This window comes from Rhizobium sp. BK313 (assembly GCF_014193655.1).
Taxonomy (GTDB): domain Bacteria; phylum Pseudomonadota; class Alphaproteobacteria; order Rhizobiales; family Rhizobiaceae; genus Rhizobium.
On record NZ_JACHZQ010000003.1, the window covers coordinates 193,464 to 212,113 of the forward strand.

An 18,650-nucleotide genomic window follows, 5' to 3' on the forward strand; every position below is an offset into this window, starting at 1 on the left:
GATGGGTGTTCAACGCAGCACAGTCATCTTCGCCTGGATCCTGCTTCTTCCGGCCGTTCTCTACGTCGTCGTCATTGTCGCCTATCCGCTGGTCGACACCGTCATCCTGTCCTTCACCGACGCCTCGCTGAAGAAGCTGACGAACTGGGTCGGCTTCGACAACTATGAGAAGATTTTCAACGCCACCTTCGCCTCGGTGATCGTCCGTACCTTCATCTGGACGTTCTTTTCTGTGTCGATCAAGATGATCATCGGCACCTTCGGCGCGACGATGCTGAATTCGGCGGTTCCCGGTCGCTCGCTGTTCCGCGTGCTGACCATGCCGCCCTGGATCGTGCCCATGGCGATCGGCATCTTCATGTGGGGCTGGATGTATAACGGCCAATTCGGCATGATTTCCGGTGTCCTGCAGAATCTCGGCCTCGTCAGTGGTCCCGTCGCCTTCCTCGCCCATGGCGACACCGCCTTCTGGGCGACGATCATCACCGACGTCTGGATCGGCGTGCCGCTGGTGACGCTCTATATGCTGGCCGCCATGCAGGCGATCCCACAGGATCTCTATGAAGCCGCATGGACCGACGGCGCAGGGCGGGCCTACCGTTTCCGTCGCATCACGTTGCCGCTCCTGGTGCCGTCGTTGATCACCATGTCGATGCTGTCGCTGATTGCCACCTTCAATTCCTTCGACATCATCTGGATCCTGACTCGCGGCGGCCCAAGCGGCGATACGACGACGATGATCATCGATACCTACAACACCGCCATAGGCTCGAAGAAATACGGCGAGGGGGCAGCGCGCGCCGTGCTGATCTGCATCTTCCTCTCGCTGTTCTGCCTCGCCTATTTCCGCACCACCAGCCGTTTTGCCACGGGGGACAAGCGATGAGCCATCCGGCAATGATCAACCGCTACAGATGGTATGAGCTGATCGGCATCTATGCTGGCATCCTGGTGTTCCTGTCCTTCGTGTTGGCGCCCTTCGTCGAGGGCTTCCTGGTGTCGCTGAAGCCGCTCGGGCTGCTTTTCTCGTCGCCCTATCGCTTCTGGCCGGAAAACGGCTCCTTCGAGGCCTACCGCACAATGTGGATCAGCGTACCGGGCTTCGGGCGCTATATCTTCAATTCCTTTTTCATCTCCGTCATCGTCACCGCCGTCGTGCTGGTGCTTGTCGTGCCGGCCGCCTATGCCTTCGCCCGCTTCGAATTCAGAGGTAGCGGCGTGCTGCTCGGCGCCTTTCTGGCGGTCAACATGTTTTCCGGTGCCGTGCTGCTGATCCCGCTCTTCCGGCTGATGCGCAGTATGGGCGTGCTCAACACCTATTTTGCGATGATCGTGCCGGGCGTCGCCTTCCTTATTCCCTCCGCCATCTGGTTGCTGCGCACCTATATGATGCGGATTCCGAAGGAGCTGGACGAGGCCGCTTTCGTCGATGGCGCCAGCCATTTCTACACCCTGCGCCGCGTCATCCTGCCCATCGCCATGCCGGGCATCACTGTCGTCGCCATCACCACTTTCATCGGCTCCTACGCCCAGCAATTCATCTTCGCCCTGACCTTCAATTCCAAGACCGAATACATGCCGCTGCCGGTCGGGCTGTTTGCCTATTTCGGCCGGCAGGAGGTGGTCTGGAATGAGCTGATGGCGGCAAGTTTCGTCGGCATCGCGCCGGCCATGATCCTCATCTTCCTGATGCAACGCTATCTCGTCGCGGGCCTCACCGCCGGCGCCGTGAAACAGTGACTATAACAATGCGCTTCAAAACAAGGGGGACTGAACATGACGAAATTCGCTTCATTGATCGCCGGGAGCGTGGTGCTCCTCGCGAGTACGTCGCTGCCGGCGCTGGCCGCTGACAAGGAGATTAGCTGGATCGTCTGCGGCGATACCATGAACAAGGTCCAGGAGCGGACCATGCATGAATGGGAAGCCGCCAATCCCGGCTACAAGATTGCGCCGGAAGTGGTGGGCTGGGATCAGTGCCAGGACAAGGCGACGACGCTTGCCGCCGCCGGCACGCCGGTGGGCCTGGCCTATGTCGGCTCGCGCACGCTCAAGGAATTCGCCAGCAACGATCTGATCGTGCCGATTCCGATGACGGACGAGGAGAAGAAGGCTTATTATCCGAACGTCGTCGACACCGTGACTTTCCAGGACAAGCAATGGGGCGTACCGGTCGCCTTCTCGACCAAGGCGCTTTACTGGAACAAGGATCTCTTCAAGCAGGCGGGCCTCGATCCGGAAAAGCCGCCGACAACCTGGGCCGAGGAATTGGCCGACGCCAAGCAGATCAAGGAAAAGACCGGCATTGCCGGCTTCGGAGTCGTCGCCAAAACCTTCGACAACACCATGCATCAATTCCTGCATTGGGTTTACACCAACAACGGCTCCGTCATTGACAAGGACGGCAACATCACGCTCGACAGCCCGCAGAATCTGGCGGCGCTGACCGCCCTCAAGGGCATGGTTCCCTATGCCGAGGAAGGTCCGACCGCCTATGAGCAGAACGAAGTGCGCGCCATCTTCCTCGACGGCAAGCTGGGCATGATCCAAGCCTCCGTTGGTGCTGTCGTTCGCCTCGGTGATACCAAGGTCAACTGGGGCGTCACCAACCTGCCGCTCGGTCCGGACGCCAAGGGTCCCGGCACGCTGCTGATCACCGACAGCCTCGCTGTCTTCAGCGGCACCGGCGTCGAGGACAAGGCGATCGACTTTGCCAAGTTCCTGACCGCAGCGAAACCGCAGTTCGAATACGAACTCTCGGAGGGCCTGACCCCGCTGCGTCCGAGCCCGGAGGTCGACAAGCTGGTGGCGGATAAACCGTATTGGAAGCCCTTCATCGATGGCATCTCCTACGGTGGTCCGGAACCGCTCTTCACCGATTACAAGGGATTCCAGAACGCCATGATCGCCATGGTGCAATCCGTGGTGACGGGTCAGGCAGAACCGGCCGCCGCGCTGAAGAAGGCCGCCGGCGATCTCGCCCAGTATAAATAAGCTCGCAGTAACTGGGCCGCGCGCACTTCACGCGCGGCCACTTTTTTTGAGAGCCATGCCTCCCTATAACTGCGCCGCGCGGAGACAGACTTTTGGGACAGCTTCACCTCAACCAGGTCAAGAAATTCTACGGCCACTTCGAAGTCATCAAAGGCGTCGAGCTTGACGTGACGGATGGCGAGTTCGTCGTTTTCGTCGGTCCCTCCGGTTGTGGCAAGTCGACCCTGCTGCGGATGATCGCCGGCCTCGACGACGTCACCAGCGGCGACATCATCATCGACGGCGCGCGCGTCAATGACCTGCCGCCTGTCAAGCGCGGCATCGCCATGGTGTTCCAGTCCTATGCCCTTTATCCGCATATGACGGTGTTCGAGAATATCGCCTTTCCCCTGCGCGTCGAGAAGATGGCGGAAGACAAACTCAAGGCCAGGGTGGAGCACGCCGCCCGCATATTGCATCTCGACCAACGCCTGCAGCAGAAGCCCGGCATGCTGTCGGGCGGCCAGCGTCAGCGCGTCGCCATCGGTCGGGCGATCGTCCGCGAGCCGAAGATCTTCCTGTTCGACGAGCCGCTGTCGAACCTCGACGCGGCCCTGCGCGCCGACATGCGCATCGAGCTTGCCAAGCTGCACCATCAATTGCAGGCGACGATGATCTATGTGACCCACGATCAGATCGAGGCTATGACCATGGCCGACCGGATCGTTGTCCTCAACGCCGGTGAGATCGCCCAGATTGGCGAGCCGCTGGAGCTTTATCATAAGCCGGCAAATAAATTCGTCGCTGGCTTCATCGGCAATCCCAAGATGAATTTCCTGCCGGTGACCTGCAAGAGCGTCACCGAGGCAGGTGTTGAGGTGGATTACAAGGGCCAGACGGCGCTGCTGCCGGTGACACCGCGAGACGGCGTCGTCGGCAGAGAGCTGACGCTTGGCATCCGGCCGGAACATGTGCAGCTCGGCGGCGGCGATATATCCCTGACGATCGTGCCGAGCGTGATCGAGCGCCTGGGCGCGCAGACGGTCGCTTATGCGGCGCTGGAGAGTAACGCCGGCGAGAATTTTTGCGCGACGCTGCCGGGGAGTGTCGCCATCCGCACGGAGATGCCGCTGGTCACCGGCATTCGCATCGCCGATTGCCATCTTTTCGATGAGGAAGGCCTGGCTTTCGAGCGCAGGGTGGAGTTGACGGATATCGATATGGAGCTGTTGAATCCGACTGCGCCTGCCTAGTCCGCCTACCAGACCAGCCCACGTGCTGCGACATCCTCGACGCGGGTCACGATGCCATCGCGGTGAAACACCATGCGGTCGAATAGGTTGGAAACGACGCAGGTGTGGTTGGGGATGATGCGGATCTTGTCGCCGATCCCCGGGCGAGGCCCGGTGCATTTCGAAAGGTCGATCACCCCATGCTCTTCCGAGAGGTTTGTAATGACCGCTTCGGGATAGTCGACCGCGGCGCCGTAGTCCGAAAAGCCGAGGAGATCGGAGGTCAGCGCCTTGGAGCCGGCGTCGATGACGGCGCGGTCCGGCGTGGGGCGCGAGACGACGGTCGCGAGGATATGCATGGCGCAGTCGTCCTCGCCGCAATGGCCTGCACGCACCATCGAGCGGTCGTTGTATATATAGGTGCCGGCCCGATGCTCCGTGGCCGCCGTCACGAGATGCGCCTCGTAGAGGCTCGGCGTACCGCCGCTGCTGACGATAGGACATTCGATGCCGTCACGCTTCAAAAGCGTGATCGTCTCGGCCAGGAGAGCCTGTATGGCGGCAGCGCCGTTCGGCTTTGGATAGGTCATCAGGCCGCCAAAGGTCAGGCGGGGCTTGCCGGCGATATGTCTGGCCAGCGTCGCGGCTTCTCCCGGCGACTGCACGCCACAGCGTCCGCCGCCGGTATCGCATTCCACCAGCACGGTAAGCGGCTTGCGCGTCGCGAAATGGGCTGACAGGCCATCGACCGTAATCGCGCTGTCGGCAACGACTTTCAGTCCGGCGATGCGATCATTGAGGGCGGAGAGGCGGGTAAGCTTTTCGGGGCCGATGATGTTGAAGGTGATGAGGATATCCTCGAAGCCCGCATCGGCGAACACTTCGGCCTCGGTGATCTTCTGGCAGTTGATCCCTTTGGCGCCTGCTGCCACCTGCGCTCTCGCAAGCGCCGGGATCTTGTGGGTCTTGATATGCGGCCGGAAGTTCAGCCCATGCGCGTCCATATAGGATTGCACGCGGGCGATATTCGCTGCCATGCGGCCTTCGTCGATGATCGGGCGCGGCGTCGAGAGATCGTCAATGCGGTCGCCCGGCTTGGGGCTGATGTCCGAGACGATATCATGTGCCATATCAGGCAGCTCCCTCTTATGCCGCGTGCGGGTCGGCAACCATCGGCCAGATGTCCTTCGGCGCGCGGCGATAGGGCGTGCGCGCCGGATTGTTCGGATAGGGCGTTCCCGCCGAACAGTAAAGGATTTCCGACGCGATTTTGGAGAAGGAGGCGTAGAAGTGATTGGTCGACTTGATCACTAGGATCTTCTTGCGCGTGGGGTCGATGCCCATCACCGAAAAAAGGCTCGGATCGAAGCTTTGGGCGCGCGTCGAATTGAGGATGATGTCGATGCCGTCGAGTTCGATATGCGCGGCATCGCCGAAGGGGGCGAAGCTTTCGCCGAAGCGCATTTCGGCATTCGCGACGAGGTGCACAACCTTGACGATCCCGTCGACCGGATTGCCGGTACCCGGCGCCGATTTTGCTCCGAACCGAAGCGGAATTTCCGCGCCTTCGCCGGCGGCCATGCAGATTTGCACCGCCATCGGGTCCCAGATCGTGCCGATCGCCGTGTCGCGCGCGCCTTGAGCCAGCAGCTCTTCGAGGATGACGGTCGCGTCGCCCGCCGTGCCTCCGCCGGGATTGTCCCAGATATCGGCGATGACGACCGGACCCAAATGGGCGGCCATGGCCTCGGCTACTGCCTGCTTTTCGTCGATCTGCGGCATGATGAAGGTGCCGCGCTTGGAAAAGAGCTCCAGGCCAAGGTCTCGGGCGAGGGTAGAACCCTTATCCGGCTTATTATCGCTGACGACCAGCAGTTTCGTGCCCATCTCCGGCACGTCGCCCGCCATGAAACCATGGACGACGGAGATGGACAGGATATCCGCGTCACTTTTCTCGATCGTCATGATCTTGTCGACGAAGGAGCGCATCGGCTCGCGTGAGGTCGGGAAGACGTCGATCATCCGGCAATCGAAGACGGACATGGCAGGTTTTGCGCGTCCCTCGAGCGTATCGACGGCAATGCGCCAGAGGTCTTCGGCGCGATCGACGAAGTCCGTATGCGGGAACTCTTTGAAGTAGACGAAGAAATTCGCCGCCGAGAGGCGCTTTTTCGTCAGATGGCTGTGGGGATCGAGTTCGGCGCAGACAAGGACATCCGGTCCGACGATCTGGCGGACCCGCGAAAGGAAGTCACCCTCGGTGTCCTCATAGCCGTCGGCAACCATCGCGCCATGCAAGCCGAGCACGACGGCGTCGACCGGCATGGCGGCGCGAAGCTGGTCGAGGATTTCGTCGCGCAGATCCTCATAGGTCCTGCGGTTCACCAGGCCTGCCGGGTCGGCCCAGGCAGCGGTGCCTTCGATCAGCTCCCAACCTTTTTCCGCCGTCACCCGCCGACCGACGGTAATCGGCGCGGAACAGAGTGTCGGCGTCTCCGGATGCGTGCCAGGCGGCGCATAAAGAGAAGCCTCGAAGGCGCGCCGATCGACGCAGATCGGAGAAAACGTGTTCGTCTCGGTCGCGAGCACCGCGGTGAAAATGCGCAACGCCGTCGCCTCTATTCCATTGGGTTCGGCAGGTAACCGGTAAAGCCGGAAATCTTCCAGCGGCTTTCGTGCAGGCGGCAATAATAAAGCGTCTGCCATTTCAGCACATCGACGCCACCGTCGGCCTTCTTCAGGCTGCCGTCGAATTTCTTGCGCACCAGCGCCATTTCGCCTTCGATCTCGATGTCTTCCAGCGTCGTCGTGGTGAAGATGGCGGTGCGCGGGTCTTCTGCAAAAGATTGGCCGGCAAAGTCGCGCGCTTGCCGCAACCATTCGTCGCGGTAGGCCGCAAGCGTCGGGAAGGCGAGGCGCCATTTGTCGGGGCTGACTTCGCGGCGGCCATCGATGCCGATAAAGCCGTCTTCCACGAAATCGCCCGATACCAGCGACCAGTCGGCGGCGAGGAAGGCGTCGATGTCGCGCGGCACAAGCATCTCCCAGATCGCGTGCCGGGCAGCATCGTCGGCAGGGAAGGGATTTTTAAAGGGATCACGCATTGTACCAGCCAGTATTGAAATTCTTTTCATAAACTACGATTTTCACTGGCCAAATTCTGCTTTCTATGGTCATTTGTCAACGTATCAAGAAAATATTTTGCAGGATTCAAAAATGTCCATCAAGCGTTATGGCACTGGCCAGACGGGTGCGGGTGGCAAGCCGCTGCCCTTTGCACGCGCCGTCGAAGCCAATGGCTGGCTCCATGTTTCCGGTCAAGTCGCCATGGAAGATGGCGAGATCATCGACGGCGGCATCGTCGCCCAGACCCACAAGGCGATAGGCAATCTCATCGCAATTCTCCATGAGGCCGGCTACGACGTCGAGCACGTTGTCCGTGTCGGCGTCTGGCTCGACGATCCCCGCGATTTCTGGAGCTTCAACAAGATCTATCAGGACTACTTCGGCGCGCATCCGCCGGCGCGTGCCTGCGTGGAGTCGTCGATGATGGTGGATTGCAAGGTGGAGATTGATTGCGTCGCGTATAAGACGCCGGAAGCGTAGGACGGCAAGACCTTTGGGGGAGGCAGCATGATCCCAAAAAATGCGAAGCTGTTTTTGGGCAAGATCATGCGTTGAGAGGAGAAGTCCGTGGATATTTTCACGACCATGCAGGAGGAAAAGGGGCGGTTGTCGCAGTCGGAGAACCGCATCGCCGACATCGTCCTCAACGACTTCGAATTCGCGGTCAACGCCTCCATCATCGAGCTCGCCGGCAAGGCGGATGTTTCGCCGCCGACCGTGACCCGCTTCTGCCGCCGCCTCGGCTGCGAGAGCTTTTCCGACTTCAAGGTGCAGCTCGCTCGCACCGCCTATGTCGGCATGCGCTATATCAAGCCGGAGCCGAAGAGCATCGAGCCGGCGGACGTCGCGCAGGACATCATCACCAAGGCGCAGAATGCCCTGTTCTTGTTGCACCGTGGGCTGGACATCCCCGCTATCGAGCAGGCGTCGAACCGGCTTGCCGGCGCCGAGATGATCTACGCCTTCGGCTCCGGCGGCAATTCTTCGATGATCGCCAGCGAGCTGCAGAACCGGCTTTTCCGCCTCGGCCTGCGCGTCACCGCCAGTTCCGATCACAGCATGCAGTTGATGATGGCGGCCGCCGCCAGACCGACGGATTTGCTGATCGGTTCGTCGCTGTCGGGACGCAATGCCGAGCTGGTGCGGGCCTTCATGCTCGCCCGTGAGACCAAGGTGCCTACAATTGCGCTGACGCAGAGCCACAGTCCGGTGGCGCTCGCCGCCGACATCACCGTGCCGATCGATTTGCCGGAAGGCAACAATATCTATCGTCCGACATCGACGCGCATCGCCTATCTCGCGGTCGTGGATATCCTTGCAAGCCTTGTCGCCTACCGCATCCAGCCGCAAGCGACGGTGACGCTGCGTCGCATCAAGCAGCAGCTCGTTACCCATCGTGACGGCGACGACCGCCAGCTTCTCGGGGACTAAAGCAATTCCAGGAAAAGTGCGCAGCGGTTTTCCGTCCGGAATTGCGAAAGAACAGAAACGCATCAGGGGGCAGAAGCATGACTCGATCCGTCGCCATCGTCACCGGAGCTGCCGGCGATATCGGCCGCGCCATTGCCCGGCGCCTGGCGGATGATCACGATGTCGTCCTGCTGGTCGATATCGATCCGTCCGCCGTTCAAAAAGTAGCGGAAGAACTGGGGCCAGCGGAGCGCTTCGTTGCCCTGAAAACGGATGTCACCCGCGAAACCGACACCGCCGAGATGGCGAAGGCCGCGGCGGGGCTGGGCGTGATCAAGACCCTGGTCAACAATGCGGGCGCGGCCCGCGCGGTCAGCCTGCACGACACCACGCCGGATATCTGGCGCGCCGACAATGCCCTCAATCTAGAAGCCGCCTTCCTCTGCTTTCGCGCCGTCGAGGACATGCTGAAGGCATCGAAGGGATCGCTGATCAACATTGCCTCAGTCAACGGCATGGCTGTCTTCGGCCATCCGGCCTATAGCGCCGCCAAAGCCGGGCTGCTGCATTTTACGCGGTTGGTCGCGGTCGAATACGGAAAGTTCGGCATTCGCGCCAATGCGGTCGCGCCGGGCACGGTGCGAACGCAGGCCTGGGAGGCCCGCGCGAAGGCCAATCCCAATGTCTTCGAAGAGGCTCGCCGCTGGTATCCACTGCAGCGGGTCGTCGATCCCGCCGACGTCGCCAATGCCGTCGCCTTTCTCGCCGGCCCGCTTGCCGCTGCCATCACCGGCGTCTGCCTGCCGGTCGATTGCGGCCTGACGGCGGGACAGGCCGAGCTCGCTCACACATTTTCGCAGTCCGACCATTATTGAACGCTTGTTGTTAAGGGGGAATAGATATGCAGCCGGCTTCCTATCATCTCGAAAACACCTGGTCTCCCGATGGCGGACCGAATGGCCGTCTGACCTTTACGCTGGTCAATCTGTCGGATGCGCCGCTCACGGGTTTCCGCCTCGTCTATACCTCGTTGACACGCGTCATCGATCCCAAGGCCTGCGACAATGCTGTTTTCCTTCGCCGCAACGCCAATTTCCACGAATTCGCCCCGCCTGCCGGCCTCTCCCTCGCGCCGGGCGAAAGCTGGACCTTCAGCGTCAGCGGCCTGAACCGGACGGCGAAGCATTGCACCGATGGTGCAAAATCCGCCTATCTGACACTGTCAGACGGCAGCCACGTCACAGTGTCGGTTTCCGATCTCCTACTCGAGGGCCGTGTCAGCGAGCCGCCGCCGGTATTGTTACCGGAAGGTAAACTCGATCTCCCCTTCGCCATTCAACCCTGGCCAGCGGCGATCGATGCCTGGCCAGGAGAAGGCTTTCCGGTCGTGCTTTATCCCGCCAAGGGAACTGATGGCGCCAGCCTGAAGGCCGTTGCGACAGCGCAGGCGCTCTTCCATCGCCTGTTCCCGGCCAATCACGCACCGTTCAGCCTCATCGCCGCGCCACAGGGCAAGGCTCTTCGCTTCGTCGAGCGGTCGGATCTCGCCAAGGAAGCCTACGAGCTTGCCTTCTCAGCAGACGAGATCGTGCTTGCCTATTCCGCAGACGCCGGCCGTCTTTATGGTTTGACGACGCTGGTGCAGCTTCTGGACGGCGCGCGGCGCGAACCCGGCAAATTCCGTTTCCCGATCGCCGGCACGATTTCCGACCAGCCGCGTTATGGCTGGCGCGGTTGCCATCTCGACGTCTCCCGGCAATTTCACCCCAAGGAGAATGTGAAACGACTGATCGATATCCTCGCCTGGCTGAAGCTCAACATCTTCCATTGGCATCTAACCGACGACGAGGCTTGGCGGCTGGAGATCAAGGCCTATCCGCAGCTAACCTCGACCGGCGTGCTGCGCGGCCCGGACGAACCCTTGCTGCCGCAGCTCGGCAATGGTGCCGAACCGGTCGACGGCTTCTATTCGCAGGACGATGTCAGGGAAATCGTCGCACACGCGCAGACGCTCGGCGTTGAGGTTGTGCCGGAAATCGATATCCCCGGCCACAGCACCGCCGCCCTCGTCGCCCTGCCGGATCTGGCCGACGGCCAAGAGGCGCCGGAGAGCTATCATTCAGTCCAGGGCTATCCCAACAATGCCCTCAACCCGGCCGTGGAGCCGACCTATGAATTCCTTGGGAGAGTGTTCGACGAAATGGTCGAGCTGTTCCCCTCCGATTATATCCATGTCGGCGGCGACGAGGTGGCAAACGGTTCCTGGCTTGCTTCGCCTCTTGCGCGCAAGCTGATGGAGCGGGAAGGCATATCGGGCACTTTCGCGCTGCAGTCCTATTTCCTGAAGCGGGTGAAGGCGATGCTGACGGCGCGCGGCCGCAGGCTCGCCGGTTGGAACGAAGTCGCCCATGGCGGCGGCGTTGCCACGGAAGGCACGCTGCTGATGGCCTGGGAAAAACCCGAGGTCGGCATCGAGCTGGCGCGCGAGGGCTACGATGTGGTGATGACGCCGGGTCAGGCCTACTATCTCGACATGGTGCAGGCGGAAGCCTGGCAGGAGCCGGGCGCGAGCTGGGCCGGCACCGTGCCTCCGGCGCACACCTATGCCTATGAGGCAGAGGGCGAGTTCCCCGAGGAGCTGAAGGATCGGATGAAGGGCGTACAGGCCTGCATCTGGCTCGAGAATTTCCTCTCCCGCGCCTATTTCAATCGCCTCGTCTTTCCCCGGCTGCCGGCTATCGCCGAGGCTGCCTGGACACCCAAGGCCGGCAAGAACTGGGATCGGTTCGCCGCGATCGTGCGGTTGAGTCCGGTTCTATAGCCGTTCCTTGCGAGCACAGTGATTGCGCGGGGTCAGAAATCTCAGGTGGGATCATAGAAGTGGATCGCGCGGAGAACCCCCCCGTGCCACCCTCGATGCATAGGAGCGGCTGATGTGGCGCTCTTGTGACACTGGTGGACCGGAGTGACGGTGGCGGGCTGAGTTCCTCTTGCGGAGCTGGAGTGGTGCTGGTGGACCGGGCTCTGCCTTCGCTCCTTCTGATCATCATGGAAGACCCACACTACAGGCATGGGGTCTTCGGATGCGTAGCCATCGGGCCACACATTGGCCGACCAACGCCCCCACCAATAGTCGACCAATGCGCCCCAAGGGTCACATGCCTAGAGCCGAGGGGATAACTACCTTGACACGTACGTCAGATATTTACAACCACGGTGAACTCTGGTGCACCTGAGCCACCAGGGTCACACCCTGATCAGATCATGATCTTGATACCGATGCCGACAAAAAGGGCTACAAAGAGCAGGGGCCACCATCCGGCCTTACCGCCCCTCAGGCCGCCAAAGGCAACCACAGCCAGCATGGCTATTATGATGAGGTGTCTTTGACACAGAACTGCGCTGTCGGTGGAGGCGAAGCTGACCGCCCAGCGAGCATGCTTTTTTCAGCGAGCGACCTATGAGCGACAGAGCGATGTTTTACCTTTGGCCGGGGCCACCGGGTTGCGGTGCGGAGTTGGCATCTGGGAAAATCCCATCAAATGTACCAACAAAAAATCAGGATGTCAGCAAACGGTCAAGGACAGCGACGGACGCTGAAAACGAAAAAACCCCGGAAATCCGGGGCTCTTCAAGTCATTCAGGGACGTTAGCAAACGTCGGTGAACTTGGGAATGGTGCCCAGAAGAGGACTCGAACCTCCACACCCTTTCGGGTACCAGCACCTGAAGCTGGCGCGTCTACCAATTCCGCCATCTGGGCGACGGACACGCATGTAAGGGGGTGGCTCTCCGGTGTCAACAGGGTTTTTGAAGTTTTCATGGCAATCTCAAAAAAAGCGGTTGAAGCCCGGGTTAGCCCCGGGCTGCCGCCCAGGTGCGGATGAGGCCAAGTCCCTGTTCCAGCAAGGCCTTTGCTTTGTTTTCATCTGCCGCTTCGACATAGCAGCGCATCTCCGGCGCGTTGCCGGAGGGGCGGAAATGGATGATGCGGCCATCGTTCAGCGTCACCCGCAGCCCGTCGATATCGCTCTTTGATGCCACACCCGCGACCGGTGCCAGGAAGGTGGCGAGGTTGGCGTCGGAGGCGCGCAGATAGGCCATCAGCGCCGCGCTGGTTTCGACCGGAAAATTCTCCAGCCGGTCGGCGGCGGCAAAGGGCAGGCGGTAGTTGGCGGCGACTTCCGAGAGCGATTGTTTCGCGCGCGCGGCGGCGTAAAGCGTCGCCAGGATGGGAAGGAAGCTGTCGCGCGTCGGCAGGGCGCGCACCGGCTCGCCTTCGACGATGAAGCGGCTCGCCGTCAGCGTGCCGCCATTGGCCTCGAATCCCATGACATTGGCCTTGCCGGCCGCCAGCGCCTCATCCATGCCTGCGATGACATAGGGCGAGCCGACGCGGGTGCGGGTGACGGAGTAGGAACCGGCGGCCTCGATGCCGGAATTGGAGGTGACCGGCGTCACCACCACCTCCGCTCCGAGGAAATTCGCGGCGATAAGGCCGAGCAGATCGCCGCGCAGCGGCTCGCCGGTTTCATCGGACACAAGTGGCCTGTCGCCATCGCCGTCGGCGGAGACGATCGCATCCAGCCCGTGTTCCGGTGCCCAGCTCTTCAGCAGGAGGATGGTTTCCGCAGAGACCGCTTCGGTATCCACGGGTATGAAGCTTTCGGAGCGGCCGAGCGGCATGACGCGCGCGCCGTAATGCGCCAGCACCAGGCCGAGCAGATCGCGCGCTACCGTGCTGTGCTGATAAACGCCAACAGTGAGGCCGGTGAGGCTGTCGGCGGGCAGCAGGGCTATATTGCGCTCGAAGAACAGGGCCTCGGTTTCCGCCGTCCGGTCTTCGCCGATGCCGGGTGCCCCATCCACGCTGGCTTCGTCGATTGCTACGGCTTCGGCGCTGATCGCCAATTCGTCCTGCTTGTCGATTTCGCCGTCGGGCCGGTAGAATTTGATGCCGTTGCGGTCGGCTGGGATATGCGAGCCGGTGATCATCAGCGACGCGGCCTTGAGCTCAAGTCCGTAAAGCGCCAGCGCCGGAGTCGGTACCGTGCCGCAGTCGACCGGCGTGAGGCCGGCGCGTTTCAGCGCGCCGATACAGGTGGCCGAGATCGACGGGCTGGAATCACGAAAATCGCGGCCGAGCAGGATGAGATCGCCGGGCTGTGCATAGCCGCTTTTCAACAGGTGGCGGGCAAAGGCGGTGGCATAGAGGGCAGACGCCCGTCCCGTGAGGTCGGCGGACAGGCCACGAAGGCCGCTGGTTCCAAATTTCAAGCTGCTCACACGCAATCTCCTCGGACATGTTATGCTCCTTATGGAACAAGCGGAGAAAAGGATCAACTAATCGATAGCAGCCTTGCCCGCACTGGTTTTGCCTCGAGGCAGACCCCAAATATGTCGATGAGCCGTCGGAGCGGTGTTGGGGCGTTTGGACCAACAATAGGAGTCCGTCATGAGTGTTTTCGGCAAAATCGCGCTTGGTTGGGCCTTGTGCCTGGCTTTGCTGGCGTCGCCGGATCTCGCCAATGCAGCCTCGAACAGCCCGACAATCGTCATTCCTCAGCGCAATAGTGGGCCTACGGTTTGCGACGCTCGCGGCTGTTTCGGCTTTGGACCGCAGCAATGGTATCGGCCGCCCGGCTATGCCATTCCGAATCCGCCGCCGCAGCTCAATAACAGGAACCGCTTCGAGCGTCCCCGAGTCTATATCCCGCCGCGCAACAACTATGTCCCGCCGAAAACCAACTATCCCGCGCCGGTCAACAATCGCACCCGCCATCAGATATGGTGCTCCGAACGCTATCGGACCTACAATCCCGGCACCAATCTCTACACCACTCTTCATCATGGGTTCCAGGCGTGCCGCTCACCCTACTATTGAGCAGGAGGCATCTGCGGCCGGCTTCAGCGCGGAGCACATCCATGTGTCATGTCCAGAGGCTGTCGCGAAAATAAATTGCTTGCATTTCGCGCGACTTGGGCAATCCGTAAAGTGTCATCGCTTCCATGTGGTTGCGAGCGAAACAAGGAGCCCAAAATGGCAAAGGGTCAGGTTAGAAGTAATCGTGAGGTGCGAAAACCGAAGAAGGATAAAGCCGCTGCCGCTCCAAAGCCACAGCCGGGTTTTGCAGTCAAGCAGGCAGGCAGCACGGTGAGCCTCGGCAAGAAAGACAAGTGACACGGTGGAGGCGCGCCAGGCAGGCTGCGCCTCCTGTATAGTGTCAGCGGCGCAACGGGAGGTTTCGCCGCCGAGCGGTGCGGTCAGCTTTCCAGCGCTCCGCGGTCCGTATGGCCGAGATCGCGGTCCGGATCGATGACGTCGCGCACCCGCTGCTTCAGTTCCTTCGGGCCGGGAAAGCCCCCGTCGCGCTTGCGCTCCCACAGCAGCTCGCCGTCGATGCGGATTTCGAAGATGCCGCCGGTGCCGGGGATCAGTGCCACTTCGCCCAGGCTGTCGCTAAAGGTTTGCAGCAACTCCTGCGCCATCCAGCCGGCGCGCAGCAGCCAGTTGCATTGCGTGCAATAGAGAATGGTGATCCGCGGCTTATCGGTCATCGTCGGGTTCCTTGTTGTTTGCTGACATTTAGGCTCAACTTTAATCGGCCGCAAGCCGGGCTCTTGCACCGTCGATCGGCTCATGCTCATCTTTGCCCGGATAATTTTTTCGGGAATCATGAGAATGCGGGTCGCAGTCATCGAAAACATGAAAAATACGCCGCTCGGCGCCCTTGGTATCGCGCTGGAAGAAGCGGGAGCGGAGATCGAATGGTTCCGGGCGTGGGACGGCGAGAGGCTTCCGAAGGATGTAACGGCGCATGATGCGCTAGTCGTGCTCGGCGGCGAGCAGAATGCCCGCGACGACGAAACCCACCCCTATCTGCCGGAGCTGGCGCAACTGATGCGTCGGTTCGAAGAGGCCGACAAGGCCGTGCTCGGCATCTGTCTCGGCAGTCAGATTCTGGCGCGCGCCTATGAGGCCGACAACCTTATCGGCACAGCGCATGAATTCGGGTGGAAAACGGTCGGCATCACAGACGACGGCAAGGCCGATCCGCTGCTGTCTGATCTCGCCGACGATTTCACCATCTTCGAATGGCACTCCGACACGTTTTCGCTGCCCACAGGTGCCGTGCGCCTCGCCACCAACACGGTGACCAAAAACCAGGCCTTCCGCATCGGCCGCGCCGCCTACGGCACGCAGTTCCATTTCGAGGCCAATGCCGCCGTAGTCGAAGGCTGGCGGACAGAGTTCAAGGCGACGATCGAACGTAACGAACCCGGCTGGCTGGAGCGCTATCCCGAGATCGCCGCGCAGCATGCGTCTGCGGCTGAGATCGCTGGGCTGGCGATCGCGCGGGCCTGGGTGAGGACGATTGGTGCGGCGGTGGAGCGACACGAGGAGGCCATGCTCTGATGACCGAAAGCCGTCCAACGCCGAGGACCTACGCGTCTGCGTGAGCTGATGTATGCGCGATGGCTCGACGTTAAGCGACCCGGCGCTAAATCTTCGCCAAACGACGATCAGAATCGGAGGAGACGAGATCATGACCCAGCCAGACTTACCCTGGGAAGGCGGATGCCGTTGCCGGCAGGTGCGATTGAAGGTCAGCGCCAAGCCGCTGTTGACCATGGCCTGCCACTGCACCGGCTGCCAGCACATGTCATCCAGCGCCTATTCGTTGAGCGTCGCCATTCCGAGTGAAGGTTTCGAAGTCACCGAGGGCGAACCAGTCATCGGCGGGATGCACGACGAAAACCTGAAGCACTATTTCTGTCCATACTGCATGACCTGGATGTTCACGCGCCTGGAGGGGTTCGACTGGTTCGTGAACCTGCGGCCAACAATGCTCGATGATCCCCGCTGGTTCACGCCTTTCGTCGAGACCTGGACAAACGAGAAATTGCCCTGGGTGACGACGCCAGCCGTTCACAGCTATGCAGCGCTGCCGGCGATGGATGAATATGAGGGGCTGATCAAGGAGTATATGGCGCGGGCATCGTAACTATAGCGATCGGTCCGAAAACCGACCTCACTCATCGCCCATCTTCAGCGCCGCGATAAACGCTTCCTGCGGGATTTCGACCTTGCCGAACTGCCGCATCCGCTTCTTGCCTTCCTTCTGCTTGTCCAGCAGCTTGCGTTTGCGGGTGGCGTCGCCGCCGTAGCACTTGGCGGTCACGTCCTTGCGCAGCGCCTTCACCGTCTCGCGGGCGATGATGCGGCCGCCGATGGCAGCCTGGATCGGGATCTGGAACATATGCTGCGGGATCAGGTCCTTCAGCTTTTCGCACATCACGCGGCCGCGCTTTTCGGCGGCCGAGCGGTGCACCAGCATGGACAGCGCGTCGACCGGCTCGGCATTGACGAGGATCGACATCTTGACGAGATCGCTCTCGCGATAATCTGTCAGGCTGTAGTCGAACGAGGCATAGCCCTTGGAGATCGACTTCAGGCGGTCGTAGAAATCGAAGACGACTTCGTTGAGCGGCAGATCGTAGGTGATCATGGCGCGGTTGCCGACATAGGTCAGCTCGGTCTGGACGCCGCGACGGTCCTGGCAGAGCTTCAGGATCGAGCCGAGATAGTCGTCCGGCGTCAGGATCGTCGCCTTGATCCATGGTTCGCGGAATTCGGAAATCTTGACCACATCGGGCATGTCGGCCGGATTGTGCAGCTCGATCTCGGTGCCGTCGGTCATGGTGAGCTGATAGACGACGGAGGGAGCCGTCGCGATCAGGTCGAGATTGAATTCGCGTTCCAGGCGCTCCTGGATGATTTCCAGATGCAACAGGCCGAGGAAGCCGCAGCGGAAACCAAAGCCGAGTGCGGCTGACGATTCCATCTCGAAGGAGAAGCTGGCGTCGTTGAGGCGCAGCTTGCCCATGGCCGAGCGCAGATCCTCGAATTCCGCGGCATCGACCGGGAAGAGGCCGCAGAACACCACAGGTTGGGCCGGCTTGAAGCCGGGAAGGGCTGCGGCGGTCGGGCGCTTGTCTTCGGTAATCGTGTCGCCGACGCGGGTGTCAGCCACTTCCTTGATCGAAGCCGTGATGAAGCCGATCTCGCCGGGGCCAAGGCTTTCGACGGTCAGCATCTTCGGCGTGAGCACGCCGACGCGCTCGACCTGATATTTCACGTCCGTGCCCATCATGCGGATGGTCTGGCCCTTGGTCATGACGCCGTCGATGATGCGCACGAGAACCATGACGCCGAGGTAGGTGTCGTACCAGCTGTCGACCAGCAGCGCCTTCAGCGGCGCCTTTTCGCCGCCGGGGCTCTTCGGCGCCGGCAGCTTGTGGACGATCGCTTCCAGCACGTCGGGGATGCCAAGGCCGGTCTTGGCCGAGATCAGCACGGCGTCGGAGGCATCGATGCCGATGACTTCCTCGATCTGTTCCTTGATGCGGTCGGGTTCGGCCGCCGGCAGGTCGATCTTGTTGAGGACGGTGACGATCTCGTGGTTGTTGTCGATCGCCTGATAGACGTTGGCGAGCGTCTGAGCTTCGACGCCCTGCGAGGCGTCGACCACCAGCAGCGAGCCTTCGCAGGCCGACAGCGACCGCGAGACTTCATAGGCGAAGTCGACGTGGCCGGGCGTGTCGATCAGGTTGAGGATATAGGTCTCGCCGTTGTTCGCCTTGTAGTGCAGACGCACGGTCTGGGCCTTGATGGTGATGCCGCGCTCGCGCTCGATCTCCATATTGTCCAGCACCTGCTCGGACATCTCGCGCTCGGCAAGGCCGCCCGTCGTCTGGATCAGACGATCGGCCAGTGTCGATTTGCCGTGGTCGATATGGGCCACGATCGAGAAATTGCGGATATGCGAAAGCGGAGTGGTGGAATTGGTGCTCATGCGCGCCATATAGCAGCGCCGCCCCGCGCCGCAAAGCGGTAATTATCCCGCCG

At 61.2% G+C, this 18,650-nt stretch carries 18 protein-coding genes and 1 tRNA gene; 12 read left to right on the forward strand and 7 right to left on the reverse strand.

Annotated elements, in window-relative coordinates:
• The first annotated feature begins 1 nt into the window (after position 1).
• The 4 genes from FHT86_RS17315 to FHT86_RS17330 all read left to right on the forward strand — a co-directional run bounded on the left by FHT86_RS17315 (position 2) and on the right by FHT86_RS17330 (position 4,226).
• The gene (locus FHT86_RS17315) at positions 2-886 is read left to right on the forward strand and encodes a carbohydrate ABC transporter permease (protein WP_133708063.1); all 885 of its coding nucleotides are present in this window, start codon (positions 2-4) and stop codon (positions 884-886) included.
• Positions 883-1,740, forward strand: a complete 858-nt coding sequence (locus FHT86_RS17320) for a carbohydrate ABC transporter permease (protein WP_133708064.1) — start codon at positions 883-885, stop codon at positions 1,738-1,740. Before FHT86_RS17315 ends, FHT86_RS17320 begins: the two co-directional genes overlap by 4 nt.
• Before the next feature lie 36 nt (positions 1,741-1,776).
• The gene (locus FHT86_RS17325; protein WP_133708065.1) at positions 1,777-2,994 is read left to right on the forward strand and encodes an extracellular solute-binding protein; all 1,218 of its coding nucleotides are present in this window, start codon (positions 1,777-1,779) and stop codon (positions 2,992-2,994) included.
• Positions 2,995-3,086: 92 nt separating this feature from the next.
• Positions 3,087-4,226 carry an ABC transporter ATP-binding protein gene (locus tag FHT86_RS17330; RefSeq protein ID WP_133708066.1) on the forward strand — a complete coding sequence of 380 codons (1,140 nt, stop codon included), beginning with the start codon at positions 3,087-3,089 and terminating at the stop codon, positions 4,224-4,226.
• Between the two features lie 5 nt (positions 4,227-4,231).
• On the opposite strand, the gene FHT86_RS17335 is transcribed toward FHT86_RS17330, so the two are convergent.
• Genes FHT86_RS17335 through FHT86_RS17345 form a run of 3 tightly spaced genes read right to left on the reverse strand, consistent with a single transcriptional unit; the run spans position 4,232 to position 7,309 of the window.
• The gene (locus tag FHT86_RS17335; protein WP_133708067.1) at positions 4,232-5,335 is read right to left on the reverse strand and encodes a D-TA family PLP-dependent enzyme; all 1,104 of its coding nucleotides are present in this window, start codon (positions 5,333-5,335) and stop codon (positions 4,232-4,234) included.
• Positions 5,336-5,351: 16 nt separating this feature from the next.
• The gene (locus tag FHT86_RS17340) at positions 5,352-6,812 is read right to left on the reverse strand and encodes a M81 family metallopeptidase (protein ID WP_133708068.1); all 1,461 of its coding nucleotides are present in this window, start codon (positions 6,810-6,812) and stop codon (positions 5,352-5,354) included.
• A gap of 11 nt (positions 6,813-6,823) precedes the next feature.
• Positions 6,824-7,309 (reverse strand): hypothetical protein, encoded by a 486-nt coding sequence (locus tag FHT86_RS17345; RefSeq protein WP_133708069.1) that lies wholly within the window; start codon positions 7,307-7,309, stop codon positions 6,824-6,826.
• 112 nt (positions 7,310-7,421) lie between these two features.
• Between FHT86_RS17345 and FHT86_RS17350 the strand changes: the two genes are divergently transcribed.
• The 4 genes from FHT86_RS17350 (at position 7,422) to FHT86_RS17365 (ending at position 11,562) form a co-directional block, all read left to right on the forward strand.
• On the forward strand, positions 7,422-7,811 hold the full coding sequence (locus FHT86_RS17350) for a RidA family protein (RefSeq protein WP_133708070.1): 390 nt from the start codon (positions 7,422-7,424) through the stop codon (positions 7,809-7,811).
• An 87-nt stretch (positions 7,812-7,898) separates the two neighbouring features.
• Entirely contained in the window at positions 7,899-8,762 is an 864-nt protein-coding gene (locus FHT86_RS17355) for a MurR/RpiR family transcriptional regulator (RefSeq protein ID WP_133708071.1), read from the forward strand.
• Between the two features lie 77 nt (positions 8,763-8,839).
• Positions 8,840-9,616, forward strand: a complete 777-nt coding sequence (locus tag FHT86_RS17360; RefSeq protein WP_133708072.1) for an SDR family oxidoreductase — start codon at positions 8,840-8,842, stop codon at positions 9,614-9,616.
• 26 nt (positions 9,617-9,642) lie between these two features.
• The gene (locus FHT86_RS17365; RefSeq protein WP_133708073.1) at positions 9,643-11,562 is read left to right on the forward strand and encodes a beta-N-acetylhexosaminidase; all 1,920 of its coding nucleotides are present in this window, start codon (positions 9,643-9,645) and stop codon (positions 11,560-11,562) included.
• A gap of 854 nt (positions 11,563-12,416) precedes the next feature.
• Here FHT86_RS17365 and FHT86_RS17370 read toward each other — a convergent pair.
• A tRNA-Leu gene (locus tag FHT86_RS17370) sits at positions 12,417-12,503 on the reverse strand.
• Between the two features lie 92 nt (positions 12,504-12,595).
• Positions 12,596-14,017, reverse strand: coding sequence for a phosphomannomutase (locus tag FHT86_RS17375; RefSeq protein ID WP_183868854.1), 1,422 nt, complete (start codon positions 14,015-14,017; stop codon positions 12,596-12,598).
• Positions 14,018-14,195: 178 nt separating this feature from the next.
• Between FHT86_RS17375 and FHT86_RS17380 the strand changes: the two genes are divergently transcribed.
• Both FHT86_RS17380 and FHT86_RS17385 read left to right on the forward strand, forming a co-directional pair.
• Entirely contained in the window at positions 14,196-14,624 is a 429-nt protein-coding gene (locus tag FHT86_RS17380) for a BA14K family protein (protein ID WP_133708075.1), read from the forward strand.
• A gap of 156 nt (positions 14,625-14,780) precedes the next feature.
• Positions 14,781-14,921, forward strand: coding sequence for a hypothetical protein (locus tag FHT86_RS17385; protein WP_166656850.1), 141 nt, complete (start codon positions 14,781-14,783; stop codon positions 14,919-14,921).
• 83 nt (positions 14,922-15,004) lie between these two features.
• Here the strand turns inward: FHT86_RS17385 and FHT86_RS17390 are convergent, their stop codons facing one another.
• Complete coding sequence (locus FHT86_RS17390) at positions 15,005-15,298, reverse strand: SelT/SelW/SelH family protein (RefSeq protein ID WP_133708076.1); 294 nt, start codon at positions 15,296-15,298, stop codon at positions 15,005-15,007.
• A 124-nt stretch (positions 15,299-15,422) separates the two neighbouring features.
• Between FHT86_RS17390 and FHT86_RS17395 the strand changes: the two genes are divergently transcribed.
• Positions 15,423-16,157, forward strand: a complete 735-nt coding sequence (locus FHT86_RS17395) for a type 1 glutamine amidotransferase (protein ID WP_133708077.1) — start codon at positions 15,423-15,425, stop codon at positions 16,155-16,157.
• A gap of 130 nt (positions 16,158-16,287) precedes the next feature.
• Complete coding sequence (locus tag FHT86_RS17400) at positions 16,288-16,746, forward strand: GFA family protein (RefSeq protein WP_133708078.1); 459 nt, start codon at positions 16,288-16,290, stop codon at positions 16,744-16,746.
• 27 nt (positions 16,747-16,773) lie between these two features.
• On the opposite strand, the gene lepA is transcribed toward FHT86_RS17400, so the two are convergent.
• Positions 16,774-18,606 (reverse strand): translation elongation factor 4, encoded by a 1,833-nt coding sequence (lepA, locus tag FHT86_RS17405; protein ID WP_133708079.1) that lies wholly within the window; start codon positions 18,604-18,606, stop codon positions 16,774-16,776.
• Positions 18,607-18,650 lie beyond the last annotated feature (44 nt).

Excerpts from the sequence above, each read along its gene's own strand:
- FHT86_RS17315 (WP_133708063.1), top strand. The coding sequence starts at position 2 with ATGGGTGTTCAACGCAGCACAGTCATCTTCGCCTGGATCCTGCTTCTT.
- FHT86_RS17320 (WP_133708064.1), top strand. The coding sequence starts at position 883 with ATGAGCCATCCGGCAATGATCAACCGCTACAGATGGTATGAGCTGATC.
- FHT86_RS17325 (WP_133708065.1), top strand. The coding sequence starts at position 1,777 with ATGACGAAATTCGCTTCATTGATCGCCGGGAGCGTGGTGCTCCTCGCG.
- FHT86_RS17335 (WP_133708067.1), bottom strand. The coding sequence starts at position 5,335 with ATGGCACATGATATCGTCTCGGACATCAGCCCCAAGCCGGGCGACCGC.
- FHT86_RS17345 (WP_133708069.1), bottom strand. The coding sequence starts at position 7,309 with ATGCGTGATCCCTTTAAAAATCCCTTCCCTGCCGACGATGCTGCCCGG.
- FHT86_RS17350 (WP_133708070.1), top strand. The coding sequence starts at position 7,422 with ATGTCCATCAAGCGTTATGGCACTGGCCAGACGGGTGCGGGTGGCAAG.
- FHT86_RS17360 (WP_133708072.1), top strand. The coding sequence starts at position 8,840 with ATGACTCGATCCGTCGCCATCGTCACCGGAGCTGCCGGCGATATCGGC.
- FHT86_RS17365 (WP_133708073.1), top strand. The coding sequence starts at position 9,643 with ATGCAGCCGGCTTCCTATCATCTCGAAAACACCTGGTCTCCCGATGGC.
- FHT86_RS17380 (WP_133708075.1), top strand. The coding sequence starts at position 14,196 with ATGAGTGTTTTCGGCAAAATCGCGCTTGGTTGGGCCTTGTGCCTGGCT.
- FHT86_RS17385 (WP_166656850.1), top strand. The coding sequence starts at position 14,781 with ATGGCAAAGGGTCAGGTTAGAAGTAATCGTGAGGTGCGAAAACCGAAG.
- FHT86_RS17390 (WP_133708076.1), bottom strand. The coding sequence starts at position 15,298 with ATGACCGATAAGCCGCGGATCACCATTCTCTATTGCACGCAATGCAAC.
- FHT86_RS17395 (WP_133708077.1), top strand. The coding sequence starts at position 15,423 with ATGCGGGTCGCAGTCATCGAAAACATGAAAAATACGCCGCTCGGCGCC.
- FHT86_RS17400 (WP_133708078.1), top strand. The coding sequence starts at position 16,288 with ATGACCCAGCCAGACTTACCCTGGGAAGGCGGATGCCGTTGCCGGCAG.
- lepA (WP_133708079.1), bottom strand. The coding sequence starts at position 18,606 with ATGGCGCGCATGAGCACCAATTCCACCACTCCGCTTTCGCATATCCGC.